The sequence below is a fragment of the Mycolicibacter nonchromogenicus genome, assembly GCF_002101775.1.
Lineage (GTDB): Bacteria > Actinomycetota > Actinomycetes > Mycobacteriales > Mycobacteriaceae > Mycobacterium > Mycobacterium nonchromogenicum.
On the sequence record NZ_LQPI01000040.1, the window covers coordinates 113,974 to 134,409 of the forward strand.

The window sequence follows — 20,436 nt, forward strand, 5'->3', positions numbered from 1 at the left end:
GGGCTGTCATTCCAGCGCCCGTACCCGATCCTTGACGGCCAGGACCACCGGCGGTGCGCTGCGCCAGTCCGGCACTCCCTGCTCGGGGCCGGCAGTGGCGAGCTTGTCGTCGCGAATTCCCGACCAGTGTGAGTGATTCAGCTGGTGCAGAGTGAAACACGCCTGCAGCGAGTTGTAGAAACCCATGTTGTCCTGGGTCTGGTTGACCGACTCCTTGATGAGCAACGCGGCCATAGTCGGCACCGCGGCCACCCTGCGGGCCAACTCCAAGGTCCGGTCGGGAAGTTCCTCGCGGGTGAACACCTTGCTGACCATGCCCAGTCGGTGCGCCTCGTGGATGTCAATGGCGTCGCCGGTCAGCATGAGCTCTTTGGCCTTGCGAGCGCCGAACTCCCATGGGTGGCCGAAGTACTCCATGCCGCACATGCCCAGGCGGGTGCCGACCACGTCGGCGAACCGCACATCCTCACTGCCGACGATCAGATCGCATGCCCACATCAGCATCAAACCGGCGGAGAACACATCGCCGTGCACCTGAGCGATGGTGATCTTGCGCAGGTTTCGCCAGCGCAGGGTGTTCTGGAAGAAGTAGTGCCACTCCTGAAGCATGCACTTCTCGGCGCCCTCACGCGTCCCGCCGTTGATGGCTGCTGTCGGGTGCTGATCAGGGCCGGGCAGGTACTCGCTGATCGCCTGCTTAGACCCGATGTCATGGCCGGAGGAGAACATCTTGCCCTCGCCGGCCAAGATGACGACCCGGACGTTGTCGTCGGCCTCGGCGGCGCCGAAGGCCTCGTCGAGTTCCACCAGCATGCCGCGGTTCTGCGCGTTGCGCTGATCCGGCCGGTTCAGTGATATCCGGACGATCCTGCCGTCGTCGTAGGCCTGCCATTTCAGGAACTGGTACTCGCCCACTGCTCTCCCTCTTCCCGCTATGGTAATAATGTTATCGGCCAACGAGAAGACATATTCTCACGCTTACGTTAGGAGTCGCCATGGCCCCTCCCGCCCGTGAGATCTGGGACGCCGACAACCATCTCTACGAGCCGGAAGACGCCTACACCCGGCACCTGCCGCAGCAGTACTGCGACGCCATTCAGTGGATCCAGGTCGGCGGCCAGACGAAATTGATGATCAAGGGGCGGTTGACCGACACAATCCCCAATCCGACCTACGAGGTGGTGGCTTCGCCCGGTGCCTGGGCCGACTATTTTCGCGGGATCAATCCAGACGGCAAGTCGCTGCGGGAACTCGCCCAACCCATCGCCTGCCCTGACTCGTTCCGCCGTGCCGAGCAGCGACTGGCGCTGCTCGACGAGCAGGGGGTACACGCCTGCGTGATGTTTCCGACCACCGGCGGCATGCTCGAAGAGCGGATGACCGACGACATCGAGCTGGCGCACGCCGTGGTGCATGCGTACAACGAGTGGTTGTTCGAGGAGTGGAGTTTCGACTACCGCGGACGCATTTTCGCGACTCCGGTGATCACTCTGCCTGACGTAGACAAGGCCGTCGCCGAACTCGACTGGTGCGTGGAGCGCGGGGCGCGGGCGGTGCTGGTGAATCCGCGGCCGGTGGCAACACCCTCGGGCCGCACCACCTCGATGGGGAAGCCGTACTTCGATCCGTTCTGGGCCCGCCTCGCGCAGCACGGGATTCCCGTGCTCATGCATGCCTGCGACTCCGGATATGACCGCTACAGCCGGGACTGGGAAGGCGCCAGCGCGGAGTATCAGCCGTTCAAGCCCGATGCGTTCAAGACGATCGTGTACGAGGACGCCCGCTCGATTCTGGACACCTGCGCCGCGCTGGTCGCCCATGGTGTCTTCACCCGCCACCCCGGGGTGCGGGTCGGTGTCGTCGAGAACGGGGGCAACTGGGTGCCGCGGCTGATCGACCTCTTCGACCGCGTCTACAAGAAGATGCCGGCCGAATTCGCCGAGCATCCGGTTGACGTATTCAAGCGACACATCTGGGTGAACCCGTTCCACGAGGAGGACATGTCCGGGCTCATCGACCTGATCGGCGCAGATCGAGTGCTGTTCGGCTCGGACTATCCACATCCGGAGGGGCTCGCTAATCCGGCGGAGCTGACCCCGGAGATCGCCGCCCTGGACGAACCCGTGATCGAACGAATCGTGGGAGCCAATCTGCGGGAGCTGCTGACGGCGGTGCCCGGTGGCCGATAACCCGCGGGTGATCCTGTGGGGGCCGGGTCAGGTGGGCATCGCGGCGTTGCGTGCGCTCATCACGCATCCCGGTCTGGACCTGGTCGGACTGATCGTGCACTCCGAGGCCAAGGCCGGTCGCGATGCCGGGGAGATCTGCGGCATGCCCACGACCGGTGTCGTCGCCACCCGTGACATCGATGCCGCCCTCGCCGTCGATGCCGACGTGGTCGCGTTCTTCGCCTCCGGCGACTACCGCTATCGCGAGGCCGCCGAGGATGTCGCGCGCTGTCTGCGTGCGGGCAAGAACGTGGTCTGCACTTCCCTTGTGCCACTGTGCTATCCACCGGCGGCCGACCGCGAGACAGTCGAGCTCCTCGAGGAGGCGTGCCGTGAAGGCGGAACGAGCCTGTTCAACAGCGGCGTGGATCCCGGCTGGGCAAACGATGTCGTCGCATTGACGATGACCGGGTTCAGCAGCCGTGTCGACACCATCACGATGCTGGAGATCCTCGATTACGGTCCGATCGACCAGCCGGAGATCATGTTCGATTTCATGGGTTTCGGTCACACGCCCGATTACCCGGCGCCACTGTTCGATCCGGCGCGGTTGAGCGCCCTGTGGTCGCCGATCGTCCACCTGGTCGCGGACGGTGTCGGTCTGCCCCTCGACGGTGTCGTGACGACCATCGACAAATGGCTGGCCACCGAGCGGTACCAGGTTGCCTCCGGCTGGGTGGAGCCCGGAACCATGGGCGGAATGCGCTTCAAGCTGGCCGGGATGGTGGACGGCGAGGAACGTGTGGTGCTGGAGCACATCACCCGGATGGGCGAGAATTCGGCGCCGGGCTGGCCGCGGCATCCGTCGCCGCACGGGGGTTACCGCGTCATCGTCGACGGGCTGCCGACCTACACCGTTGACATCGAGATGCACGGGCGTGGCAGCAACATGCGCGGATTGACCTACGCGACGGTGATGCGTGAGCTCAATGCGATCCCGGCGGTGATCCGCGCCGAACCCGGCCTGCTGTCGACTCTGGACCTGCCATTGGTCACCGGACCGGTGCGGGGCGGTGACTGGCAGGGGGTCCTGCCGCGGAGGGTGCATGAACCACAAGCCGGTTGAACCCGTCTCGGATGATCTGTGGACGGTCATGAGCACCGCCACGGCAGTGCGGCGGTACCGCGACGAAGCAGTACCGGACCACGTTCTGGAGAGATGTCTGAGGGCGGCCTCCTGGGCGCCCTCCGGTGGCAACGGGCAGCCCTGGCGATTTGTGGTGCTCGATTCGCCTGAGCTCCGAGCGCTCGTCACCACCGCTGCGCAGCGCACCTGGGAGGTGATGAAGGACTTCTACCGGTTGCCGGACATCACTGACGGCGCCGCCGATCCCAAATCACGGACGCTGCGCACCATGGCCGAGCACATGCGCATCGGGGGAGGTGCGCCCGCATTGGTGCTGTTCTGCGTGCAGCCGCAGCGCGGCACAACGGAGCTGCAGCAGGGCGGTTCGATCTTCCCCGCCGTCCAGAACTTCCTGCTGGCTGCCCGTGCCCAGGGGCTCGGGGCGGCCATCACGCTGTGGCAGGACGCCTGTAGCGCAGAGTTGCGCGAAGCCGTCGGCATTCCCGACGGTTGGAAGATCGCGACGCTGCTCACCGTCGGCTGGCCGAGGGGTCACCATCACCAAGTTCGGCGCAAGCCGCTTGCCGAGGTCGCGGCGCAGGACCGTTGGGATCGTCCCTGGACGCCCTCGGAACTCGGCTCATCGGTCTCGAGCGCCCCGTCACCGCAGAGCTAAGGCCGCCGCCTCCGCGATCGCCCACACCAGCATGGTCAAGCCGGTGTCGCGCAGCACCGGAATCAGCGCGGCTCCGCCCAGCCCGGAGCGCACCGGGATCGCGGCCCGCAGTGCCAGCGGCGTGGCGAGGAACCCGACGGCGCACCACGGTGTGGCCCGCATCAGGGCCAGCGTCAGCACCCCCGCCAGCGCCACCAACAGCATGAACAGCAACCGGGTGCGGGCGTCGCCGAGGCGTACCGCCAGGGTGATCTTGCCGGCCGGCTTGTCGGTCGCGATGTCACGCAGATTGTTGGCCACCAGCACCGCCGAGGACAGCGCGCCGATACCGACCGCCAGCGCGCCGCCGACCCAGTCCACCCGCAGCGCCTGGGTGTACTGGGTGCCCAGCACCGCGACCAGCCCGAAGAACACGAACACCGCGATCTCGCCGAAGCCGGCGTAGCCGTACGGCCTTGAGCCGCCGGTGTACAGCCAGGCCCCGGCGATGCAGGCCGCACCCACCACCAGCAGCCATGGGGCGCTGACCAGGGCCAGAGCCAAACCGGCCAGGGCTCCGACCGACAGAGCGGTGACCGCTGCCGTCAGCACGGCGCGCGGGCGAGCCAGCCGAGCGCCCACCAGGCGCACCGGCCCGGTCCGGTCGTCGTCGGTGCCACGAATGCCGTCGGAGTAGTCGTTGGCGTAGTTCACCCCGATGATCAGCGCCACCGCGACGGTCAGCGCCAACAGCGCCTTCCACCACACTGCGGCGCCCAGCCATGCGGCCGCGCCGGTCCCGGCGATCACCGGAGCGATCGCGTTGGGCAGGGTGCGGGGACGAGCTCCCTCTATCCACTGTGCGAAGCTGGCCACCGCACGATCCTTCCATGAGGAACGGCAGCCCCGCCGTGGCCGGGGGACAAGCGTTGAGGAGGAAACGTCGCGACATGCTCGGCGTGATCGGCGGTAGCGGTTTCTACTCGTTCTTCGGCGACGACGCGCGCCGCGTCAGTTGCGACACCCCCTACGGGGCGCCCAGTGCGGAGATCACCATCGGTACCGTCGGCGGCCACGAGGTGGCATTTCTGCCCCGCCACGGGGCCGCCCACGAGTACTCGGCTCACACGGTGCCCTACCGGGCCAATATGTGGGCGTTGCGCACGTTGGGGGTGCGACGGATCCTCGCGCCCTGTGCGGTGGGCAGCCTAACCACGGAGCTGCCTCCGGGCTCGGTGGTGGTACCCGACCAGCTGGTGGACCGCACCCGGGGCCGCGCCGACACCTACTTCGACGACGGCGGTGTGCACGTCGAGTTCGCCGACCCGTACTGCCCGACGCTGCGGAGCACGGTGACCGGGCTGCCCGACACCATCGACGGCGGGACCATGGTGGTGATTCAGGGCCCGCGATTCTCCACCCGCGCCGAAAGCCAATGGTTCGCCGCGGCGGGATTCCGGCTGATCAACATGACCGGATATCCCGAGGCAGTGCTGGCTCGTGAGCTGGAAATGTGTTATGCCGCAGTGGCTCTGGTCACCGACCTGGACGCCGGTGTGGACGTCGGCAGTGGTGTGAAGGCCGTGGACGTGTTCGCGGAGTTCCAGAAGAACATCGAGCCGTTCAAACGGCTGGTCCACGAAGCCATCGAGCGGATCGACGAAGAGCGGACCTGCACACACTGCCTGCCACACGAAGGCATTCGGTTGCCGTTCGAACTTCCCTGATTCGCCTCCAAGCTCAGAGGTGGGCGACCGCGTACTGCGCACCCTGCTCGGTCATGCCGTTGACGCCATAGGACGCGTGGGCCAACGGCGGCCCGCCGGTCGGGGCGCCGTTGCAGATGGTGTCGCCGTCGGCGCACAACTCCAGGGCCTTGGACGCATACAGCGGACCGATCCGCACAGGTGGTGCACCGGTCGGCTTTAGGAACTCGGTCGAGGGCGTGCCGAACAGGACGACCGCCGCGACGTGGTCGGCCACGGACGCAGGCATCGGCTGGGGGAGGTAGGCGAGGTAGTCGGCGGGGACCTCCTGGGGAACCTCGGCCGAGGTGACATAGCCGGCGAGCGCCGCACCCTGGGAGAAGCCGCCGAGCACGATTCGGGTGTCGGGGCAGTTCGCGGCCGTGTTCTCGATATGGGTGCCGGCGTCACGGATCCCGTCGACGACGGTGCGCGCGAAGTCGACCCCGTCGCCGAAGTTGCTGCTGGCCGCGTAGTTGACCGGATACACCGCGAAGGAGCGCTCACCCACCTTGGCGTGCAGCGCGTCGACGAAGGATTGACCGATGCCACCGACCCCGGGCGGCTCGCCGGTACCGCGCGCGAACACCACCTCCACGTCGGGGCAGGGCTGCGCCGAGACGGAGGGGACTGCGGGGCTCACCAGTGCGGCACCGCCCATCACGATCGCCGTACCCAGGTACCGGGTGAGGCGACGTGCTTTCGTTGCGGCCAGTTCAGTGACGTACATCGTGTCCTTCATTCGTCGGTTCACCCGCGCTCACGCGCAGAAACGCAAACTCGGCTACCCCTCGCCGGCGTGCGATAAACGCCGTGGCGCACCCTTGGCCGGGCTTGCGGCCCGCCGGCACTCACTTGCCGTTCGAACCGTCCACTTCGCCGTCGTCGGCTTCGTCGGATCCCCGATAGATCTTCGGCCCGTTCGCGGGCGCGGCGGGCGGCGAGCCCGCGGACCGGAAGATGCGGGGTGTGCCGGGCTCGCCGGGTTTGGGGCGGTCATCGGCGGACACCGTCAAGCGCCCGACCACGATCGCCACCACCAGGCCACCCAGCGCAAGGCCGCACAGCGCCACGTCGAACGTGCTGGTGATCTGCTGCGCGAGTCCGTTGCCGTACACCGGGTTCGCCAACGCGGCGGCGCGCTGGGCTTCCGGGAGTCGCGGCGCCAGGCCGACACCCACGACGACGCGGGCGATGGTGAAGCCGACGAGGACGGCACTCACCGGCCAGACAGCGGCAGCCGGCACGGCGCGATTCCCCAGGTTGAGCCGCAGCCAGATCGCGATCGCCGCGGTCACCACGTCGAAGGAGGCCATCGCTGCGCTGTCATAAGGCGAATACGGCAGATCCAGGCCGACCGCGACGCTGAGATCGACGATGCGCATGAGCGCCGACCCGAGACTCCAGACGGTGATCAGCAACAACGTGTTGCGGGTGGCACCCAGCCAGGTGGCCGCCGCCGCGTTGCGCGCCGTGGCCACCGCCAGCAGCGCTGCGGCAGCCACCCACACCAGGTATCCCTCGAAACCGACCCCGGCTGTGGAGGTGTTCTGCGCGACTCCGTGAAAGCCGTCGATGTAGCGTCCCGCCGGCAGCACCCACACCAGGACCCCGGCGATCAGGGCGGACCCGCCGAGCAGGACGACAGCGAGCTGGGCGGCCTTGTCGCGCTGCAGAACCCACCTCGAGGCGACCACCACCGTGGCCCAGGCGACCGCTCCGTACACCAGCGCGGTCGCGATGATCGCGACTTGCTGCCGGCCGAGGCCGGTGGGTGAATCGGCGTCCGGGAAGGCGTAGTACACACGCCAATACAGGTTGAACAGCACGCTCAACGTGGCACCGACGATCGCCGCGTAACCCAGCGTCTGGACCGTGCGTCGCCACAGGCGCACCGGCCCGGCGAGCACCGGCTGTGCCACGAGCAGCGCCCCCGCGGCGCCCAGCAAGGCGCCCGGCCCGACACCGCCGGGAGGCCGGGGGCTTCCCCCGTAGCGGACGGTCTGGAGCACGTCGACGCCCACCACGCCGACTAGCAACACCAGATACGGCGCGCTGAGCAGCAGCCGCAGTCTTTCCGTGGCGGCGGGTCGATTCGGCGCGCGCACGATCCCCCAGGGGCCGACGTAGGTCGCGGCGATCGCGGTCAGAGCGAGCACCGTGGCCACAGCCAGTGCAAGGAACAGTCCGGGCCTGCTGCTGGGGACACCGGCACCGAAGTGCAGGCTCCACGGCAATGCCGGTGCCGCGAGCAGCAGCGCCGCAGCGGTCGCATCGCGGCCGATATTCCAGCCCCTGGTCGACTCGGCGATCACCTGCTCACCATAACCGCGGGCGGGGCATACGCCATTGAACTGCGAAGATCGGTCCCTTCGCTGGTCGATCCGCGCGGCTAGACTGGTTATTCGGGTGGCCGGGGAAGGAGACGCGCAATGGATGTCGCGCTCGGGGTGTCGGTTACCGGCGCGCTCGCCCGTTTGGCGCTCGTCGAATCAGACGCCTACGGCGATGCCGTGCTCGACGAGTCCATGCTCGATCTGACGCACAATCCGGTCGAAACGCTGACCGAGACGGTGACCGGAACCCACCGCATGCTGGCCGAAGAGGGCCACCGGCTGGCGGCCACACGACTGTCCTGGGCGGACTCGGAATTGATGGCAGAGCTTCGCCGTGCCCTCGAGGAGGCGGGAGTTGAGAACGTCTCCGAGCAGCCCCAGGCGCGCTCGGCGGTGGCGTTGGCGCGCAACGCCTCGGGCGAGGACGGCGAGACCGCGTGGCTGCCCGCCCCGGCCGGCGACGCGACGATGGCTGCACCCGCCGTGTCTGATGCCGGCGCTGCGGACGTCACGTCTACCGAGCTGGCCCCGGCGGTGGAGGGCGAGTCCGAACAGCAGCTCGCGTACTCGATGACTGACGATGATTCCGAACTGCTGCCGGTGGAATACGCCGAGGGCGACTACGACAGTTACGAGGACTACGGCGAGTACGGAGGCGACTACGACGACGACGAGCCGGTGGCGCCACCGCCGCCGGTGGGGCGTGCACTGTTGGTAGGCAGCTCGGTCGGTGGGATTTTGGTGGCCGGATGCGCGGCATTGGCCGTCGCGGTGACCATCGGCATTCGCCCGACTGCTGTATCGACGCCGTCGCAGCCTCCGGTGCTGGCGCAGCCGCCGCAGGCCCAACCGGTGCCCGGCAATTTCATGCCGGTGCTGCCCGTCCCGAAGCCGGTGCGGTTGCCCGCTCTGCAGGCACCTGATCCGGTGGTAGCTCCGGCAAAGCCGGCTGTCGTTGCCCCCGCGCCCGTCGTTCCGGCGCCTCCGGCTGCCCCCGCCCCGCCCGCGGTGATTCCGTTCCCCATTCCGATCCCGATCATCAGCGGGCCTCTTGGTGGTGGCGGCGGCGGTGGTTGGGTGCCCGGAGCGGGTGGTAGCGGCGGCAGCGGGTCTGGTGGCGGCAATCATTCCGGTGGCGGTGCCGGTTCGGGTGGTACTGGCACGGGTGGCGGTGCCGGTTCGGGTGGCACTGGCACTGGTGGCACCGGCACGGGTGGTGCTGATTCCGGCGGCAACGGTTCCGGAGGTGGACAGTCCGGCGGTGGCGGTGCGGGTGATTCCGGCAGTAATCCGGACGGATCGGGCAGTGGTTCGGGCGAGACCGGCTCCGGCGGTTCGGGCGAGACCGGCTCGGGCGGTTCGGGCGAGACCGGCTCGGGCGGTTCTTCCGGCGGATCCGGCGGCACCTCCGGAGGATCTGACGACAGCGGGTCGGGCGGAACTGGAGCGGGAACTGACTCGGGCGGATCCGGCAGCGATGCTGGAGGATCCGGCGGTGCGGGCTCGGGTGATGCCGGCGGCTCGGGCGGCGCCTCCTCCGGTTCCGGCAGCAGCGCCGGTGATTCTGGCGGTTCCAGCTCCGCGGGTTCCGGCGGGGACTCCGGGGGCAGTTCTGACAGCGGGTCGAGTGGTGGCTCGAGCGGCGGTGATTCTGGCGGGTCGAGCGGCGGAGATTCTGGCGGCGGCTCAAGCAGCGGCGGTTCGAGCGGCGGATCCAGCGGCGCAGGTGACTGAGTCGCGGATCCCGTAGTCAGACCAGTGGTCTAGTCGGGCGCAAGCCCGTCGCGGGAAAACCGTTGTGCCAGTGCTTTCCGGTCCAGCTTGCCGATCCCGCGGCGGGGGAGTGCGGCAACGACATGCAGCTCGCGTGGGGCGGCCGTGATGTCCAGAGATCCCGCGACGTGGGCGCGCAATTCCTCCAGCGTCGGTTGACTCGCACCGGCGACCACCACCGCGGCGGCCACACGCTGCCCCAGCCGGTCGTCATCGATCCCGAACACCGCGCACTCGGCCACCGCGGGATGCGTCGACAACACCGCTTCCACCGGACCCGGAAACACCGTCAAGCCGCCGGTGCTGATCGCGTCGTCGGCGCGGCCGAGCACGGTCAGCCGACCGGAGGAGTCAAGGGCGCCAATGTCATTGGTGGTAAACCATCCCGGCTCGGCGAACGGGTCCGGATCGACAGGATTGCGGTAACCCTGCGCCAGGGTCGCGCCGCCGATCGCGATCCTTCCGTCGTCTCCGATGCGCAGTTGCACGCCCGCCAATGGCACCCCGTCATAGACACAACCGCCGGCGGTCTCGCTCATACCGTAGGTGCGCACCACCCGCACCCCGGCGGCCGACGCCGCGTCCAGGATCGGTTGTGGCGCTGGGCCTCCGCCCAACAACACCGCATCCAGTTCGGCCAATGCGGCCGCGGACGAGGGCACGGCCAGCGCCTTGGCCAGTTGGGTGGCGACCAGCGAGGTGTAGCGCCTGCCGGAACCGAGGGCTGCCACCGCCGCGGGCAACCGCGTCACATCGAAACCCGTTGTGACATCCAGCTGAACCGGGGTGGTGCCCGCTACCAGGCTGCGCACCAGAACCTGGATTCCGGCGATGTGATGCGGGGGCAGCGCCAACAGCCAGCTGCCCGGTCCGCCCAACCGGTCATGCGTGGCCGCAGCGCTGGCTTTCAGTGACATACCGGTCAGCAGTGCGCCTTTGGGAACACCAGTGGTTCCCGACGTCGCCACCACCAGTGCGATGTCGTCGTCGATGGGATCGCCCACCCGCAGCGCGCTCAGGGCCGATGGGTCGGTGTCGGGGCCTACCGGCGTGAACGCGTCGTCGCCGCCGTCCAGGACGCGCTGCAGGGCAGGCAGGACCGTGGCGACGGCGTCACCGGGGATGGCCAGCGCGCGTAGGCGTGCTATGGGTTTCCCCCGTTGCTCGGGGCGTCGTTGGTGGGGGCATCGTCCAGCAGCCAGCCCTTTGCCGCCAACCGTTCTCGCACTCGTTCGACGTCTGCCGGGGCGGGCAGCTCGTTGGTCAGTCGGGCGATCAGCACCCCGATGTCGATCCGGTCGAACTCGCCGCGGCCGATCAATTCCCGGGCGACGTCTTTGACCTCGTCGTTGGTCAAGCGCCGCGACAGCAGGGCGAGCAGAGGAACGTAGTCGTTCTGTGGCACCCCATCGGGGTACCCGGCGCGCAACCAGGCGACGATCGAGGTGAGAAATTTGTTCATACTGCGTCAACTTCCCGCGCCGAAACCGGAAAGAACATGTCGGCTGCCATATTACGGTTACTCAAAGCCAAACACCTCGTCCCAAATGTCCCAGTCATCCCACTGCCAGCCGATGCGGTGCTCGATGAAATCGCGGGCGATGAACAGCACGCCGACAAGAACCACGGTGAGCAACAGCGTGAAGATCATTCGCCGCAGCAGCAGCAATTCCCGGCGGTGCTCAGTCGGGCCATCGGCGGCGTGGCCCAGGCGCACCCCGATGGCGAACATTGCCGGCAGAGTCGCACCGACCAGCAGGCCGAAGATCAGGATCTTGGCGGTGGCCACGTAGTCGAACCAGGTGCTCAAAGTGTTCACACACCGTCCCCCTCCGTGCGGATCTCGCGAGAAGGACTGGCGGGAGTCGGTTGCGGTGCAATGACTTCAAGGCCATCGGTCATGTGTGCACCCCAATCGGCGGTGACATTGGTGTGGTCGACCGGGACTTTGCGGGATTGCAGCCAGATGAGCGCGGACAGACCCACCAGCAGGAGCACGCCGGTGATGGTGCCGGGGTAACCGCCGATCCGGTGGATCAGGTGGTAGGTGACCGCGCCGATGGTCCCAGCCAGCGGCAGGGTGATCAGCCAGGCGGTCGCCATCCGGCGGGCAACACCCCAGCGCACGTTGGCCCCCGGCTTTCCCAGACCCGACCCCAACACCGAGCCGGTCACCACCTGTGTGGTCGACAGGGAGTAGCCGAAATGGCTGGACAACAAAATGATGGCCGCCGAAGATGATTCGGCGGCCATGCCCTGAGGCGATTCGATTTCGACGAGTCCCTTGCCCAGGGTGCGGATTACTCGCCACCCGCCGAAATAGGTACCGGCGGCCATCGCCACCGCACACGACACGATCACCCACAACGGCGGGGTGACGTCGGCCTTGGAGGCCGCGCCGTAGGAGATCAGTGCGAGGAAGATCACGCCCATGGTCTTCTGGGCATCGTTGGTGCCGTGCGCCAGTGACATCAGGGCGGCAGAGAACACCTGACCCCGTCGGAAATCTCGCAGGGTTCGCTCCCGTGGGGTCCCCCGCGTCAGCCGGTAGACAAGCCAGGTTCCGACGGTGGCGACCAGGGTCGCGGCGAGCACGGCGATCACCGTCGGCACCAGCACCTTGGAGACCACCCCGGGCCACCGCACTCCGGCGGTGCCGGCTGCGGCCAGCATGGCTCCCACCACGCCACCGATCAGGGCGTGTGAGGAGCTCGACGGGATACCGAACAGCCAGGTCGTCAGGTTCCAGACGATCCCGCCGACCAGACCGGCGAACATGATCTCCAGCGTCACCAGGTTGGTGACCACCAGATCCTTCGCCACGGTGGCCGCCACCTGGGTGGACATGAACGCGCCGACAAGGTTGAGGGTGGCGCAGAGCGTCACCGCCGTCTTCGGCTTGAGCGCACCGCTGGCGATCCCGGTGGCGACAGCGTTGCCGGTGTCATGGAAGCCGTTGGTGAAGTCGAAAGCCAGGGCGGTGATCACAACTGTGATCAACAGGAACAGCTCCAAGGTCACCGGCGGATTTTCGCAGCCCTACGCCTGCCTTGTCGAACCGGGTCAGGCGGGCTTGGCGCCGAGCAGGTACCAGCCCAGGTGGTGCCCCAAGAAGTCCCGGGCGATGAACAGCACGCCGACGACCGCCACCGCCAGCACCACCAGGAAGATCGCCCAGCTCAACGCGACCAGCAGTGGTCGGCGTGTGCCGGCACCGACCGCGGGCACGTCCGCGTTCCCAGCCAGGTTGACCCGGACCCCCACCGCGAACAGCGCCGGCAACAGCCCGCCGACCAACAGCCCGAACACCAGGATTTTGACCGTGGCGGCGAGGTTGAACCACTGACTCATGCCCGGACGACCTCGCGTGCCGGGGCGTCGTCGACCGAGACGACAGTCAACCTGACGGGCGCAGGGCCGGTCTCAAAGGCCGCTCGGAGGGCGTTCTCCACCTCGCGTCCCACTTCTTCGGGTTGCACTCCGGGGGCCTCGAGACCGCCGGTGAGGGTGCCTTGCCATTCGGCGTTGACATTGTTGTGGTCGATGCGGGCCCGGCGCGACCGCAGCCAGATGGCCAGGACCGCGGTGATCAGCAGCACCACGCCGATGATGATCCCGGGGTAGCCGCCGATGCCGTGCACCAGGCCGTACGCTCCCGAGCCGACCCCGCCGGCCATCGGCAGCGTCACCAGCCACGCGGCCGCCATCCGCCCGGCGACACTCCAGCGCACCTGCGCGCCGGGCTTGCCGACGCCGCTGCCCAGCACGGACCCGGTGGCGACCTGGGTGGTCGACAGCGAGTAACCGAAGTGGCTGGAGAGCAGGATGACCGCGGCCGCGGAGGACTCGGCGGCCATACCCTGCGGAGGCTTGATTTCGACGAGGCCCTTGCCCAGGGTGCGGATGATGCGCCAGCCGCCGGCGTAGGTGCCCGCTGACATGGCTACGGCGCAGCTGACGATCACCCACAGCGGCGGCAGGGTGGCCGACGTGCTCACCGCGCCGTAGGACATCAGTGCGAGGAAGATCACGCCCATGGTCTTCTGCGCGTCGTTGGTGCCGTGGGCCAGTGACACCAGTGCCGCCGAGCCGATCTGACCGCGCCGGAACACGTTCTCGGACCGCTTCTCGTCGACGCCGCGGGTGATGCGGTAGACCAGCCAGGTACCCACGGACGCGATCACCGTGGCGATCACGGTGGCGACCACTGCCGGGACCAGCACCTTGGAGACCACGCCGTGCCAGATCACCCCGTGCCCGCCGACCGCGGCGATCATGGCTCCCACGATGCCGCCGATCAGCGCGTGGGAGGAGCTCGACGGGATACCGAGAAGCCAGGTGAGCAGGTTCCACACGATGCCGCCGACCAGGCCTGCGAAGACGATCTCGAGGGTCACCAGGTGGGCGTCGACCAGGCCCTTGGCGATCGTCGCGGCGACCGCGGTCGACAAGAAGGCGCCGATCAGGTTCAGGCAGGCCGACATTGTGACCGCTGTCTTGGGCTTGAGCGCACCGCTGGCGATCGAGGTCGCCATCGCGTTGCCGGTGTCATGAAATCCGTTGGTGAAGTCGAAGGCCAAGGCCGTGATCACCACGATGATCAAGAGGAACAGATCAAGGCTCACGAGAGCATCACGGCACTGATTCTGAGGCCTCGATGGGGCCCTTGTCTAACGATGTCGCCCGCGAAACGCCGGTGTATGTCCAGACGTTCCGAACTGTTTGCCCATCGTTAACCTTAGGGCTGGCGGGGACGGTCCTGGCGGGTGTCGCGACGCAGCGGATGATCTGCGGGAACTTCCACAAAGATCAAGGTCAGGCCGTCGGGATCAGTGATATGCATCTCACGCAGCCCCCACGGCTCGCGGAGCGCCTCCCGGGCGATCGCAACCCCGCGGCTCTGCAGTTCGGCCTGGGTGGCGGCGACGTCGCGCACCTGCAGCCACAGCGCCCCCGGAAAGGCCATGCCCGCGTGTTCGGGGTTGCCGTGCCCGGCGAGCTCGATCAGCGACTGGCCGGCGTAGAAGACCGTGCCGGCGCCGTAGTCGCGGGCGATCGCCAGCCCGATCTCGTCGCGATAGAAACGCAGCGAGCGTTGATAGTCGGCCGGACGGAGCAGGACCCGGCTGGCCAGAATCTCCATGCGTCCGTGTCTATCACGTACCGAGCCGCGAATATCACGTTCCGCGTTGCATCACCGAGGTGACCAGGCCGGGGGCGAGGACGTCCAGCGCCCGCGCGGTCACCGCGATACGCGGCGCGATGCGCACCGGCCGGCTGCGTGCGGCGGTGATCATCCACTCGCCGGCCTCGTGTGCGCTCAGGGCCGGCCGGTTCTCGAAAGCCTTGGTGGGCGCGATCATCGGGGTGGCCACCAGCGGGTAGTACAGGGTCGTGGAGTGCACGCCCTTGTCGGCCCACTCCGTTTCGATGACCCGGCTGACCGCCGACAACGCCGTCTTGGAGGCGTTGTACACACTGAACAGCGGTGAGGCCTCGCTCATCACGCCCCAGGTGGCGACGTTGATGATGTGTCCATCGCCGCGCTGCATCATGCCGGGCGCGATGGCGCGGATCAGGCGCAGTGGCGAGTAGTAGTTCAGCGTCATGGTCCGCTCGACGTCGTGCCAGCGGTCCAGGGACTCGGCCAACGGCCGGCGGATGGAGCGCCCGGCGTTGTTGACCAGGATGTCCACTCCGCCCAGGCGTGCTTCGACATCGGCGGCCAGCGCGTCGATGGCGTCCATGTCCGACAGATCGCAGGGGATGGCGATGGCGTCGCCGCCGGCCGCGGTGATCCGCGCCACCACCTCGTCAAGCAGGTCCTTGCGGCGAGCCACCGCGACCACGGTGGCGCCTTCGGCGGCGAACTGCTCAGCTCCGGCTTCGCCGATGCCCGACGACGCGCCGGTGAGCAGCACCCGCTTGCCACGCAGGTCGATGGACTTGGCCTGCGGGCGGTATGCCAGAAGTTGCGGCGCGACGGGGGGACGCATTGCGACCAGGGAGACCGCTTCGGTCAGGCGGCGCAGGGGACTCTTGCTCATGGTTAGCCAGTCTATTCTCCGCCCCGGCCACCGGATCGAGGCGTAGCCGCCTAGAAGTAGCGGGGGAACCTGCTCCAGTCCGGATCGCGCTTCTCCAGGAAGGAATCCCGGCCCTCGACCGCCTCGTCAGTCATGTAGGCCAGTCGGGTGGCCTCGCCGGCGAACAGCTGCTGGCCCACCAGGCCGTCGTCGAGCAGATTGAAGGCGAACTTCAACATGCGTTGAGCCTGAGGCGATTTGCCGTTGATCTCGCGAGCCCACTGCACGCCGGTGGCTTCCAGGTCGGCGTGGTCGACGACCTCATTGACCGCGCCCATCTGGTGCATCTGCTCGGCGGTGTAGGTGCGGCCCAGGAAGAAGATCTCGCGGGCGAACTTCTGCCCGACCTGCCGGGCCAGGTACGCCGACCCGTAGCCGCCGTCGAAACTGCCCACGTCGGCGTCGGTCTGCTTGAACCTGGCGTGCTCGCGGCTGGCCAACGTCAGGTCGCACACCACATGCAGGCTGTGCCCGCCGCCGGCCGCCCAGCCGTTGACCAGGCAGATCACCGGTTTGGGCATGAACCGGATCAGTCGCTGCACCTCCAGAATGTGTAGCCGCCCGGCGCGGGCGGCATCGACTGTGTCAGCGGTTTCCCCCGAGGCGTACTGATAGCCGCTGCGCCCGCGGATGCGTTGATCGCCACCGGAACAGAACGCCCAGCCGCCGTCCTTGGGCGAGGGCCCGTTCCCGGTCAGCAGCACCACGCCGACGTCGGGAGACATCCGGGCATGGTCCAGCGCCTGATACAGCTCGTCGACGGTGTGTGGCCGAAAGGCATTGCGCACCTCGGGACGGTTGAACGCCACCCGCACCGTCGCATCGGTGACGTGGCGGTGATAGGTGATGTCGGTCAGGTCGGCGAAACCGTCGACGGTGCGCCAGATGCTCTCGTCAAAGGGGTTGCTGCTCACGCCTGCGACCGTACCGGTGCGGCGCCGTCAGCTTGCCGGAACGCTGTCGGCGTAGTGCGGCGGTGATCACGTCGAGCCCCTTGAGCAGCGGCTTACCCGGTGGGATCGCCCTCGTCGCCGGAGTGGCCGCCACCGGCCGATCGAGCTGTCTACGGTGGAGTCGATGACCATCGACGTGTGGATGCAGCACCCGACCCGGCGGTTCCTCGAGCACGACATGCTGGCGTCGCTGCGCCGCTGGACCGGCGGCGCGATGCCCGACGCGGAGATCCCGATCGAGGCCACGGTGTCCGCGATGGATGCCGCAGGCGTGGCTTTCGGACTGCTCAGCGCGTGGCGCGGCCCCAACGGGATGGACCTGGTGTCCAACGACGACGTCGCCGGGTGGGTTCGGGCGCACCCGCGCCGGTTCGCGGGACTGGCCTCCGTCGACCTGGATCGTCCGATGGAGGCCGTCCGCGAGCTGCGGCGCCGGGTCCGCGATGACGGATTCGTCGGCCTGCGTGTAGTGCCGTGGCTGTGGAACGCTCCTCCCACCGACCGGCGCTACTATCCGCTGTTCGCCGAGTGCGTGGAAATCGGCGTGCCGTTCTGCACTCAGGTCGGGCATACCGGACCGCTGCGGCCGTCGGAAACCGGGCGGCCGATTCCCTACATCGACCAAGTGGCCCTGGACTTTCCCGAACTGTCCATCGTGTGCGGACACGTCGGCTATCCCTGGACCGAGGAGATGGTCGCGGTGGCCCGCAAGCATGAGAACGTCTACATCGACACCTCTGCCTATACCACTAAGCGGCTGCCGGACGAGTTGATCCGGTTCATGAGGACCCGAACCGGGCAACGAAAGGTGTTGTTCGGCACCAATTATCCGATGATCATGCCTGACCATGCGCTCGACGGCCTTGATGATCTCGGGCTAGAGGACCAGGCGCGGTCGGATTATCTGCGGGGCAATGCCGAGCGGGTGTTCGGGCTGAGCGGAGAGCACGCGTGACCCCGCCCCTCGACGACATTCTCGACCGCGTCTATGTGGTGGCGCTGCCGATGCGCGTCAGGTTCCGCGGCATCACGGTGCGTGAGGTGGCGTTGATCGACGGCCCGGAAGGCTGGGGAGAGTTCGGCGCCTTCGGCGAGTACGAGGCGCCCGAGGCGGCGCACTGGCTGGCCGCTGCACTCGAGAGTGCCTACTGCGAACCGCCGCAACCCCGCCGCGACCGCATTCCGATCAACGCGACCGTGCCGGCGGTCGAGGCAGAGCGGGTTCCCGAGGTGCTGGCGCGATTCCCCGGGGCCCGCACCGCCAAGGTCAAAGTCGCCGAACCGGGCCAGACCCTGGCCGACGACGTCGCCCGCGTGGAAGCCGTCCGCGCGCTCATCCCCACGGTGCGCGTCGATGCCAATGGCGGCTGGACACTCGACCAGGCGGTCGAGGCGGCCAAGGCGCTGGGCGCACTGGAATACTTGGAACAACCCTGCGCCACGGTCGCCGAACTCGCGGAGCTGCGCCGTCGCATCGATACGCCGGTGGCCGCTGATGAGAGCATCCGGAAAGCCGCCGACCCCCTGGCTGTCACAAAGGCCGGAGCCGCCGACATTGCGGTGCTGAAAGTCGCACCGCTGGGCGGTATTTCATCCCTGGTGACCATCGCAGATCAGATCGGCATTCCGGTGGTGGTCTCCAGCGCGATCGACTCAGCGGTCGGCATCGCCACCGGTCTGCGCGCAGCCGCCGCGCTGCCGGAACTGCAGCATGCCTGCGGGCTCGGCACCGGATCGCTGTTCGTCGACGACATCGCCGAAACACCGGCGCCAGAGGACGGATACCTGCCGGTTGGGCCGGTCGCCCCGGATCCCGCCCGGTTGCACGCCCTGGCCGCCTCGCCGCAGCGGCGCAATTGGTGGATCGACCGGGTCCGGACCTGTCACCGGCTGTTGGCCGATCGCTGACGGCTTCCGGCGTTCGTCGAGTGTGCGGATTGGTCGGCAGAAACGGCGAATCGCCGTTCAAATCGCACACTCGGCCAGATTCATCCGGCGCTCACACGCTGGGCAACCGCGCGTCGATCCCGTGGGCGATCGTGACAGCCTCATCGCTGACGTAGAGCTTGCAGGCCAGCACGTCGATCGCGACGTTGTTGGTCACGCGCAGCGCCCGTTGACAAGACCAGCCCGCGCTGTCGTCCTGGTGTTGTGTCATCCACGCGGTGGAGTCGACGTCGGCGACCCTGTCGAACGTCCAGGACGTGTCGGGGCGACCGTTCTTGGTGGTTGCGAATGTCCGCTCGCCGCAGGAACTCCACCCGCGGGCAGTGGCATCGAAGAAGCGACGGGCCGCATCGCGGGTGGCGAACACCGTGGCGGCCTGAATCACGAAGTGGTCTCCGGTGCGCTCGGTGAGGGTTTGGGTGAGGGTCGCAGTCCAGTCCGCACCGGCATACACCGACTTCTCCACGGGCATCCATGCCGCCAGGCAACTCGGGTCGGGAAACTGCCGACCCGAGTCGAACATCTGAGTCCGCGAGTCCTTCACCCGCAACCCGTGAGCGCCCATGATGTCGTTGACGGTCGTGGGTTTCAGCAGCAGTTCCGGCAGCATCGCGGCGGTCACGGGACGGGGGCCGTCCTGGTCGGCCGGTACCGCCACGCCGCCGGTCGCCCGTACACAGTCCGCCAGGACGGCGGCGGCCAGCACGAGAGTGCAGGCCAACCCGACGCTGCGTATTCGCATCACCGTCCCCCCAGCTGCGCAGTTGCGATGCTGCCACCATAAAGCGTCGAACGGTCGCGTACCTTCACTCTGGTGACCAACCTCGCCTACGACGACCGTAATCAGGATGGGGAGCCGGTTCTGTTCATTGCCGGGCGTGGCGGCGCCGGCCGCGGCTGGCACCTGCACCAGGTGCGCGAATTCCAACTCGCCAGGTACCGCCCGATCACCTTCGATAATCGCGGCATCGGTGCCACCGAGAACGCCTCGGGTTTCACCACCGAAACCATGGTGGCCGACACCGCCCAGCTCATCGAATCGCTGAACGTCGGCCCGGTCCGGATCGTCGCGGTATCGATGGGGTCGTTCATCGCTCAGGAATTGATGTTGGCCCGGCCCGAGTTGGTGAAATCCGCCGTCCTGATGGCTACCCGTGGCCGCCACGACCGCGCCCGCGAGTTTTTTTATCGGGCTGAGGCCAAGCTCGCCGAGTCAGGCGTTCAACTGCCCGCCGAATACGAGGCCAAAGTGCGTCTGCTGGAGAGTTTTTCGCCCAAGACGCTCAGCGATGACGCGGCGATCAAGGACTGGATCGCGATGTTCACCATGTGGCCGGTCAAGAACACCCCGGGCCTGCGCTGCCAGCTCGACGTGGCGCCGTTGACCAACCGGCTGCCGGCGTACGCCAACATCACCCAGCCGGTGCTGGTGATCGGATTCGGCGACGACGTCGTGACCCCGGCGCACCTGAGCCGAGAGGTTGCCGAGGCGATCCCGGGCGCGCGCTACCTGGAGATCCCGGACGCGGGCCACCTCGGTTTCATCGAGAAGCCCGACCAGGTCAACAAGGCGGCGTTGGAGTTCCTCGCCGAGGTCGACGGCAGGCCCTTCCGCTGGGCGGCTTCGCCCGCGGCGCACGACTAACC

22 protein-coding genes are annotated in these 20,436 nt (G+C 67.8%); 8 read left to right on the top strand and 14 right to left on the bottom strand.

Translation table 11 applies throughout. The features are described 5' to 3' along the window. Positions 1 to 6: 6 nt before the first annotated feature. A complete protein-coding gene (locus AWC18_RS10005; RefSeq protein WP_085138594.1) occupies positions 7 to 915 on the bottom strand; it encodes an enoyl-CoA hydratase in 909 nt (302 codons plus the stop codon). Between the two features lie 80 nt (positions 916 to 995). Here AWC18_RS10005 and AWC18_RS10010 point away from each other — a divergent pair, with 80 nt between their 5' ends. From AWC18_RS10010 to AWC18_RS10020, 3 genes are read left to right on the top strand one after another with little or no spacing between them, the layout of a single operon-like run. After that, positions 996 to 2,189 carry an amidohydrolase family protein gene (locus AWC18_RS10010; protein ID WP_085138595.1) on the top strand — a complete coding sequence of 398 codons (1,194 nt, stop codon included), beginning with the start codon at positions 996 to 998 and terminating at the stop codon, positions 2,187 to 2,189. A 7-nt stretch (positions 2,190 to 2,196) separates the two neighbouring features. Continuing rightward, positions 2,197 to 3,294 carry an NAD(P)H-dependent amine dehydrogenase family protein gene (locus tag AWC18_RS10015; protein ID WP_085138681.1) on the top strand — a complete coding sequence of 366 codons (1,098 nt, stop codon included), beginning with the start codon at positions 2,197 to 2,199 and terminating at the stop codon, positions 3,292 to 3,294. Further along, positions 3,275 to 3,970, top strand: a complete 696-nt coding sequence (locus AWC18_RS10020; RefSeq protein ID WP_234806481.1) for a nitroreductase family protein — start codon at positions 3,275 to 3,277, stop codon at positions 3,968 to 3,970. The genes AWC18_RS10015 and AWC18_RS10020 overlap by 20 nt, the downstream gene beginning before the upstream one ends. On the opposite strand, the gene AWC18_RS10025 is transcribed toward AWC18_RS10020, so the two are convergent. Next, positions 3,956 to 4,825 (bottom strand): 1,4-dihydroxy-2-naphthoate polyprenyltransferase, encoded by an 870-nt coding sequence (locus tag AWC18_RS10025; RefSeq protein ID WP_076047591.1) that lies wholly within the window; start codon positions 4,823 to 4,825, stop codon positions 3,956 to 3,958. The genes AWC18_RS10020 and AWC18_RS10025 overlap by 15 nt on opposite strands. Positions 4,826 to 4,899: 74 nt before the next feature. Here AWC18_RS10025 and AWC18_RS10030 point away from each other — a divergent pair, with 74 nt between their 5' ends. Continuing rightward, a complete protein-coding gene (locus tag AWC18_RS10030) occupies positions 4,900 to 5,676 on the top strand; it encodes an S-methyl-5'-thioadenosine phosphorylase (protein ID WP_085138596.1) in 777 nt (258 codons plus the stop codon). A 13-nt stretch (positions 5,677 to 5,689) separates the two neighbouring features. Here the strand turns inward: AWC18_RS10030 and AWC18_RS10035 are convergent, their stop codons facing one another. Both AWC18_RS10035 and AWC18_RS10040 read right to left on the bottom strand, forming a co-directional pair. Next, positions 5,690 to 6,424, bottom strand: a complete 735-nt coding sequence (locus AWC18_RS10035) for a cutinase family protein (RefSeq protein WP_109560042.1) — start codon at positions 6,422 to 6,424, stop codon at positions 5,690 to 5,692. 121 nt (positions 6,425 to 6,545) lie between these two features. Beyond that, positions 6,546 to 8,009, bottom strand: coding sequence for a DUF7937 domain-containing protein (locus tag AWC18_RS10040; protein ID WP_085138598.1), 1,464 nt, complete (start codon positions 8,007 to 8,009; stop codon positions 6,546 to 6,548). 117 nt (positions 8,010 to 8,126) lie between these two features. Between AWC18_RS10040 and AWC18_RS10045 the strand changes: the two genes are divergently transcribed. Next, on the top strand, positions 8,127 to 9,764 hold the full coding sequence (locus AWC18_RS10045; RefSeq protein ID WP_085138599.1) for a DUF7159 family protein: 1,638 nt from the start codon (positions 8,127 to 8,129) through the stop codon (positions 9,762 to 9,764). Positions 9,765 to 9,793: 29 nt separating this feature from the next. On the opposite strand, the gene menE is transcribed toward AWC18_RS10045, so the two are convergent. The 9 genes from menE to AWC18_RS10090 all read right to left on the bottom strand — a co-directional run bounded on the left by menE (position 9,794) and on the right by AWC18_RS10090 (position 16,803). Further along, positions 9,794 to 10,927: an o-succinylbenzoate--CoA ligase gene (gene menE, locus AWC18_RS10050; protein ID WP_109560043.1), complete on the bottom strand. Its 1,134-nt coding sequence runs from the start codon at positions 10,925 to 10,927 to the stop codon at positions 9,794 to 9,796. Between the two features lie 20 nt (positions 10,928 to 10,947). Beyond that, positions 10,948 to 11,265, bottom strand: coding sequence for a DUF3349 domain-containing protein (locus AWC18_RS10055; protein ID WP_085138684.1), 318 nt, complete (start codon positions 11,263 to 11,265; stop codon positions 10,948 to 10,950). A 57-nt stretch (positions 11,266 to 11,322) separates the two neighbouring features. Further along, positions 11,323 to 11,613 (bottom strand): hypothetical protein, encoded by a 291-nt coding sequence (locus AWC18_RS10060; protein WP_085138685.1) that lies wholly within the window; start codon positions 11,611 to 11,613, stop codon positions 11,323 to 11,325. Positions 11,614 to 11,618: 5 nt separating this feature from the next. Continuing rightward, positions 11,619 to 12,824: an inorganic phosphate transporter gene (locus AWC18_RS10065; protein ID WP_085138600.1), complete on the bottom strand. Its 1,206-nt coding sequence runs from the start codon at positions 12,822 to 12,824 to the stop codon at positions 11,619 to 11,621. A gap of 42 nt (positions 12,825 to 12,866) precedes the next feature. Then, positions 12,867 to 13,154, bottom strand: a complete 288-nt coding sequence (locus AWC18_RS10070; protein ID WP_085138601.1) for a hypothetical protein — start codon at positions 13,152 to 13,154, stop codon at positions 12,867 to 12,869. Then, positions 13,151 to 14,428, bottom strand: coding sequence for an inorganic phosphate transporter (locus tag AWC18_RS10075; protein ID WP_085138602.1), 1,278 nt, complete (start codon positions 14,426 to 14,428; stop codon positions 13,151 to 13,153). Before AWC18_RS10075 ends, AWC18_RS10070 begins: the two co-directional genes overlap by 4 nt. A 113-nt stretch (positions 14,429 to 14,541) precedes the next feature. Beyond that, positions 14,542 to 14,946, bottom strand: a complete 405-nt coding sequence (locus AWC18_RS10080) for a VOC family protein (RefSeq protein WP_085138603.1) — start codon at positions 14,944 to 14,946, stop codon at positions 14,542 to 14,544. 34 nt (positions 14,947 to 14,980) lie between these two features. Then, entirely contained in the window at positions 14,981 to 15,850 is an 870-nt protein-coding gene (locus tag AWC18_RS10085; protein ID WP_085138604.1) for an SDR family oxidoreductase, read from the bottom strand. A 50-nt stretch (positions 15,851 to 15,900) separates the two neighbouring features. Next, positions 15,901 to 16,803, bottom strand: a complete 903-nt coding sequence (locus AWC18_RS10090) for a 1,4-dihydroxy-2-naphthoyl-CoA synthase (RefSeq protein WP_085138605.1) — start codon at positions 16,801 to 16,803, stop codon at positions 15,901 to 15,903. A gap of 163 nt (positions 16,804 to 16,966) precedes the next feature. On the opposite strand from AWC18_RS10090, the gene AWC18_RS10095 reads away from it, so the two are divergent. Beyond that, positions 16,967 to 17,797 (top strand): amidohydrolase family protein, encoded by an 831-nt coding sequence (locus AWC18_RS10095; protein WP_085138606.1) that lies wholly within the window; start codon positions 16,967 to 16,969, stop codon positions 17,795 to 17,797. After that, positions 17,794 to 18,750, top strand: coding sequence for an o-succinylbenzoate synthase (locus AWC18_RS10100; protein WP_085138607.1), 957 nt, complete (start codon positions 17,794 to 17,796; stop codon positions 18,748 to 18,750). Before AWC18_RS10095 ends, AWC18_RS10100 begins: the two co-directional genes overlap by 4 nt. Positions 18,751 to 18,841: 91 nt before the next feature. Here AWC18_RS10100 and AWC18_RS10105 read toward each other — a convergent pair whose 3' ends face one another. Next, positions 18,842 to 19,531 (bottom strand): sensor domain-containing protein, encoded by a 690-nt coding sequence (locus AWC18_RS10105; protein WP_234806482.1) that lies wholly within the window; start codon positions 19,529 to 19,531, stop codon positions 18,842 to 18,844. A gap of 72 nt (positions 19,532 to 19,603) precedes the next feature. On the opposite strand from AWC18_RS10105, the gene AWC18_RS10110 reads away from it, so the two are divergent. Continuing rightward, the gene (locus AWC18_RS10110; protein WP_085138609.1) at positions 19,604 to 20,434 is read left to right on the top strand and encodes an alpha/beta fold hydrolase; all 831 of its coding nucleotides are present in this window, start codon (positions 19,604 to 19,606) and stop codon (positions 20,432 to 20,434) included. Positions 20,435 to 20,436: the final 2 nt, after the last annotated feature.

What these genes read in the sequence shown, in the direction of transcription:
- AWC18_RS10035 (WP_109560042.1), bottom strand. Translation starts at nt 6,424, where the DNA reads ATGTACGTCACTGAACTGGCCGCAACGAAAGCACGTCGCCTCACCCGG.
- AWC18_RS10045 (WP_085138599.1), top strand. Translation starts at nt 8,127, where the DNA reads ATGGATGTCGCGCTCGGGGTGTCGGTTACCGGCGCGCTCGCCCGTTTG.
- AWC18_RS10105 (WP_234806482.1), bottom strand. Translation starts at nt 19,531, where the DNA reads ATGCGAATACGCAGCGTCGGGTTGGCCTGCACTCTCGTGCTGGCCGCC.
- AWC18_RS10010 (WP_085138595.1), top strand. Translation starts at nt 996, where the DNA reads ATGGCCCCTCCCGCCCGTGAGATCTGGGACGCCGACAACCATCTCTAC.
- AWC18_RS10095 (WP_085138606.1), top strand. Translation starts at nt 16,967, where the DNA reads ATGACCATCGACGTGTGGATGCAGCACCCGACCCGGCGGTTCCTCGAG.
- AWC18_RS10085 (WP_085138604.1), bottom strand. Translation starts at nt 15,850, where the DNA reads ATGAGCAAGAGTCCCCTGCGCCGCCTGACCGAAGCGGTCTCCCTGGTC.
- AWC18_RS10070 (WP_085138601.1), bottom strand. Translation starts at nt 13,154, where the DNA reads ATGAGTCAGTGGTTCAACCTCGCCGCCACGGTCAAAATCCTGGTGTTC.
- AWC18_RS10030 (WP_085138596.1), top strand. Translation starts at nt 4,900, where the DNA reads ATGCTCGGCGTGATCGGCGGTAGCGGTTTCTACTCGTTCTTCGGCGAC.
- AWC18_RS10055 (WP_085138684.1), bottom strand. Translation starts at nt 11,265, where the DNA reads ATGAACAAATTTCTCACCTCGATCGTCGCCTGGTTGCGCGCCGGGTAC.
- AWC18_RS10020 (WP_234806481.1), top strand. Translation starts at nt 3,275, where the DNA reads ATGAACCACAAGCCGGTTGAACCCGTCTCGGATGATCTGTGGACGGTC.
- AWC18_RS10080 (WP_085138603.1), bottom strand. Translation starts at nt 14,946, where the DNA reads ATGGAGATTCTGGCCAGCCGGGTCCTGCTCCGTCCGGCCGACTATCAA.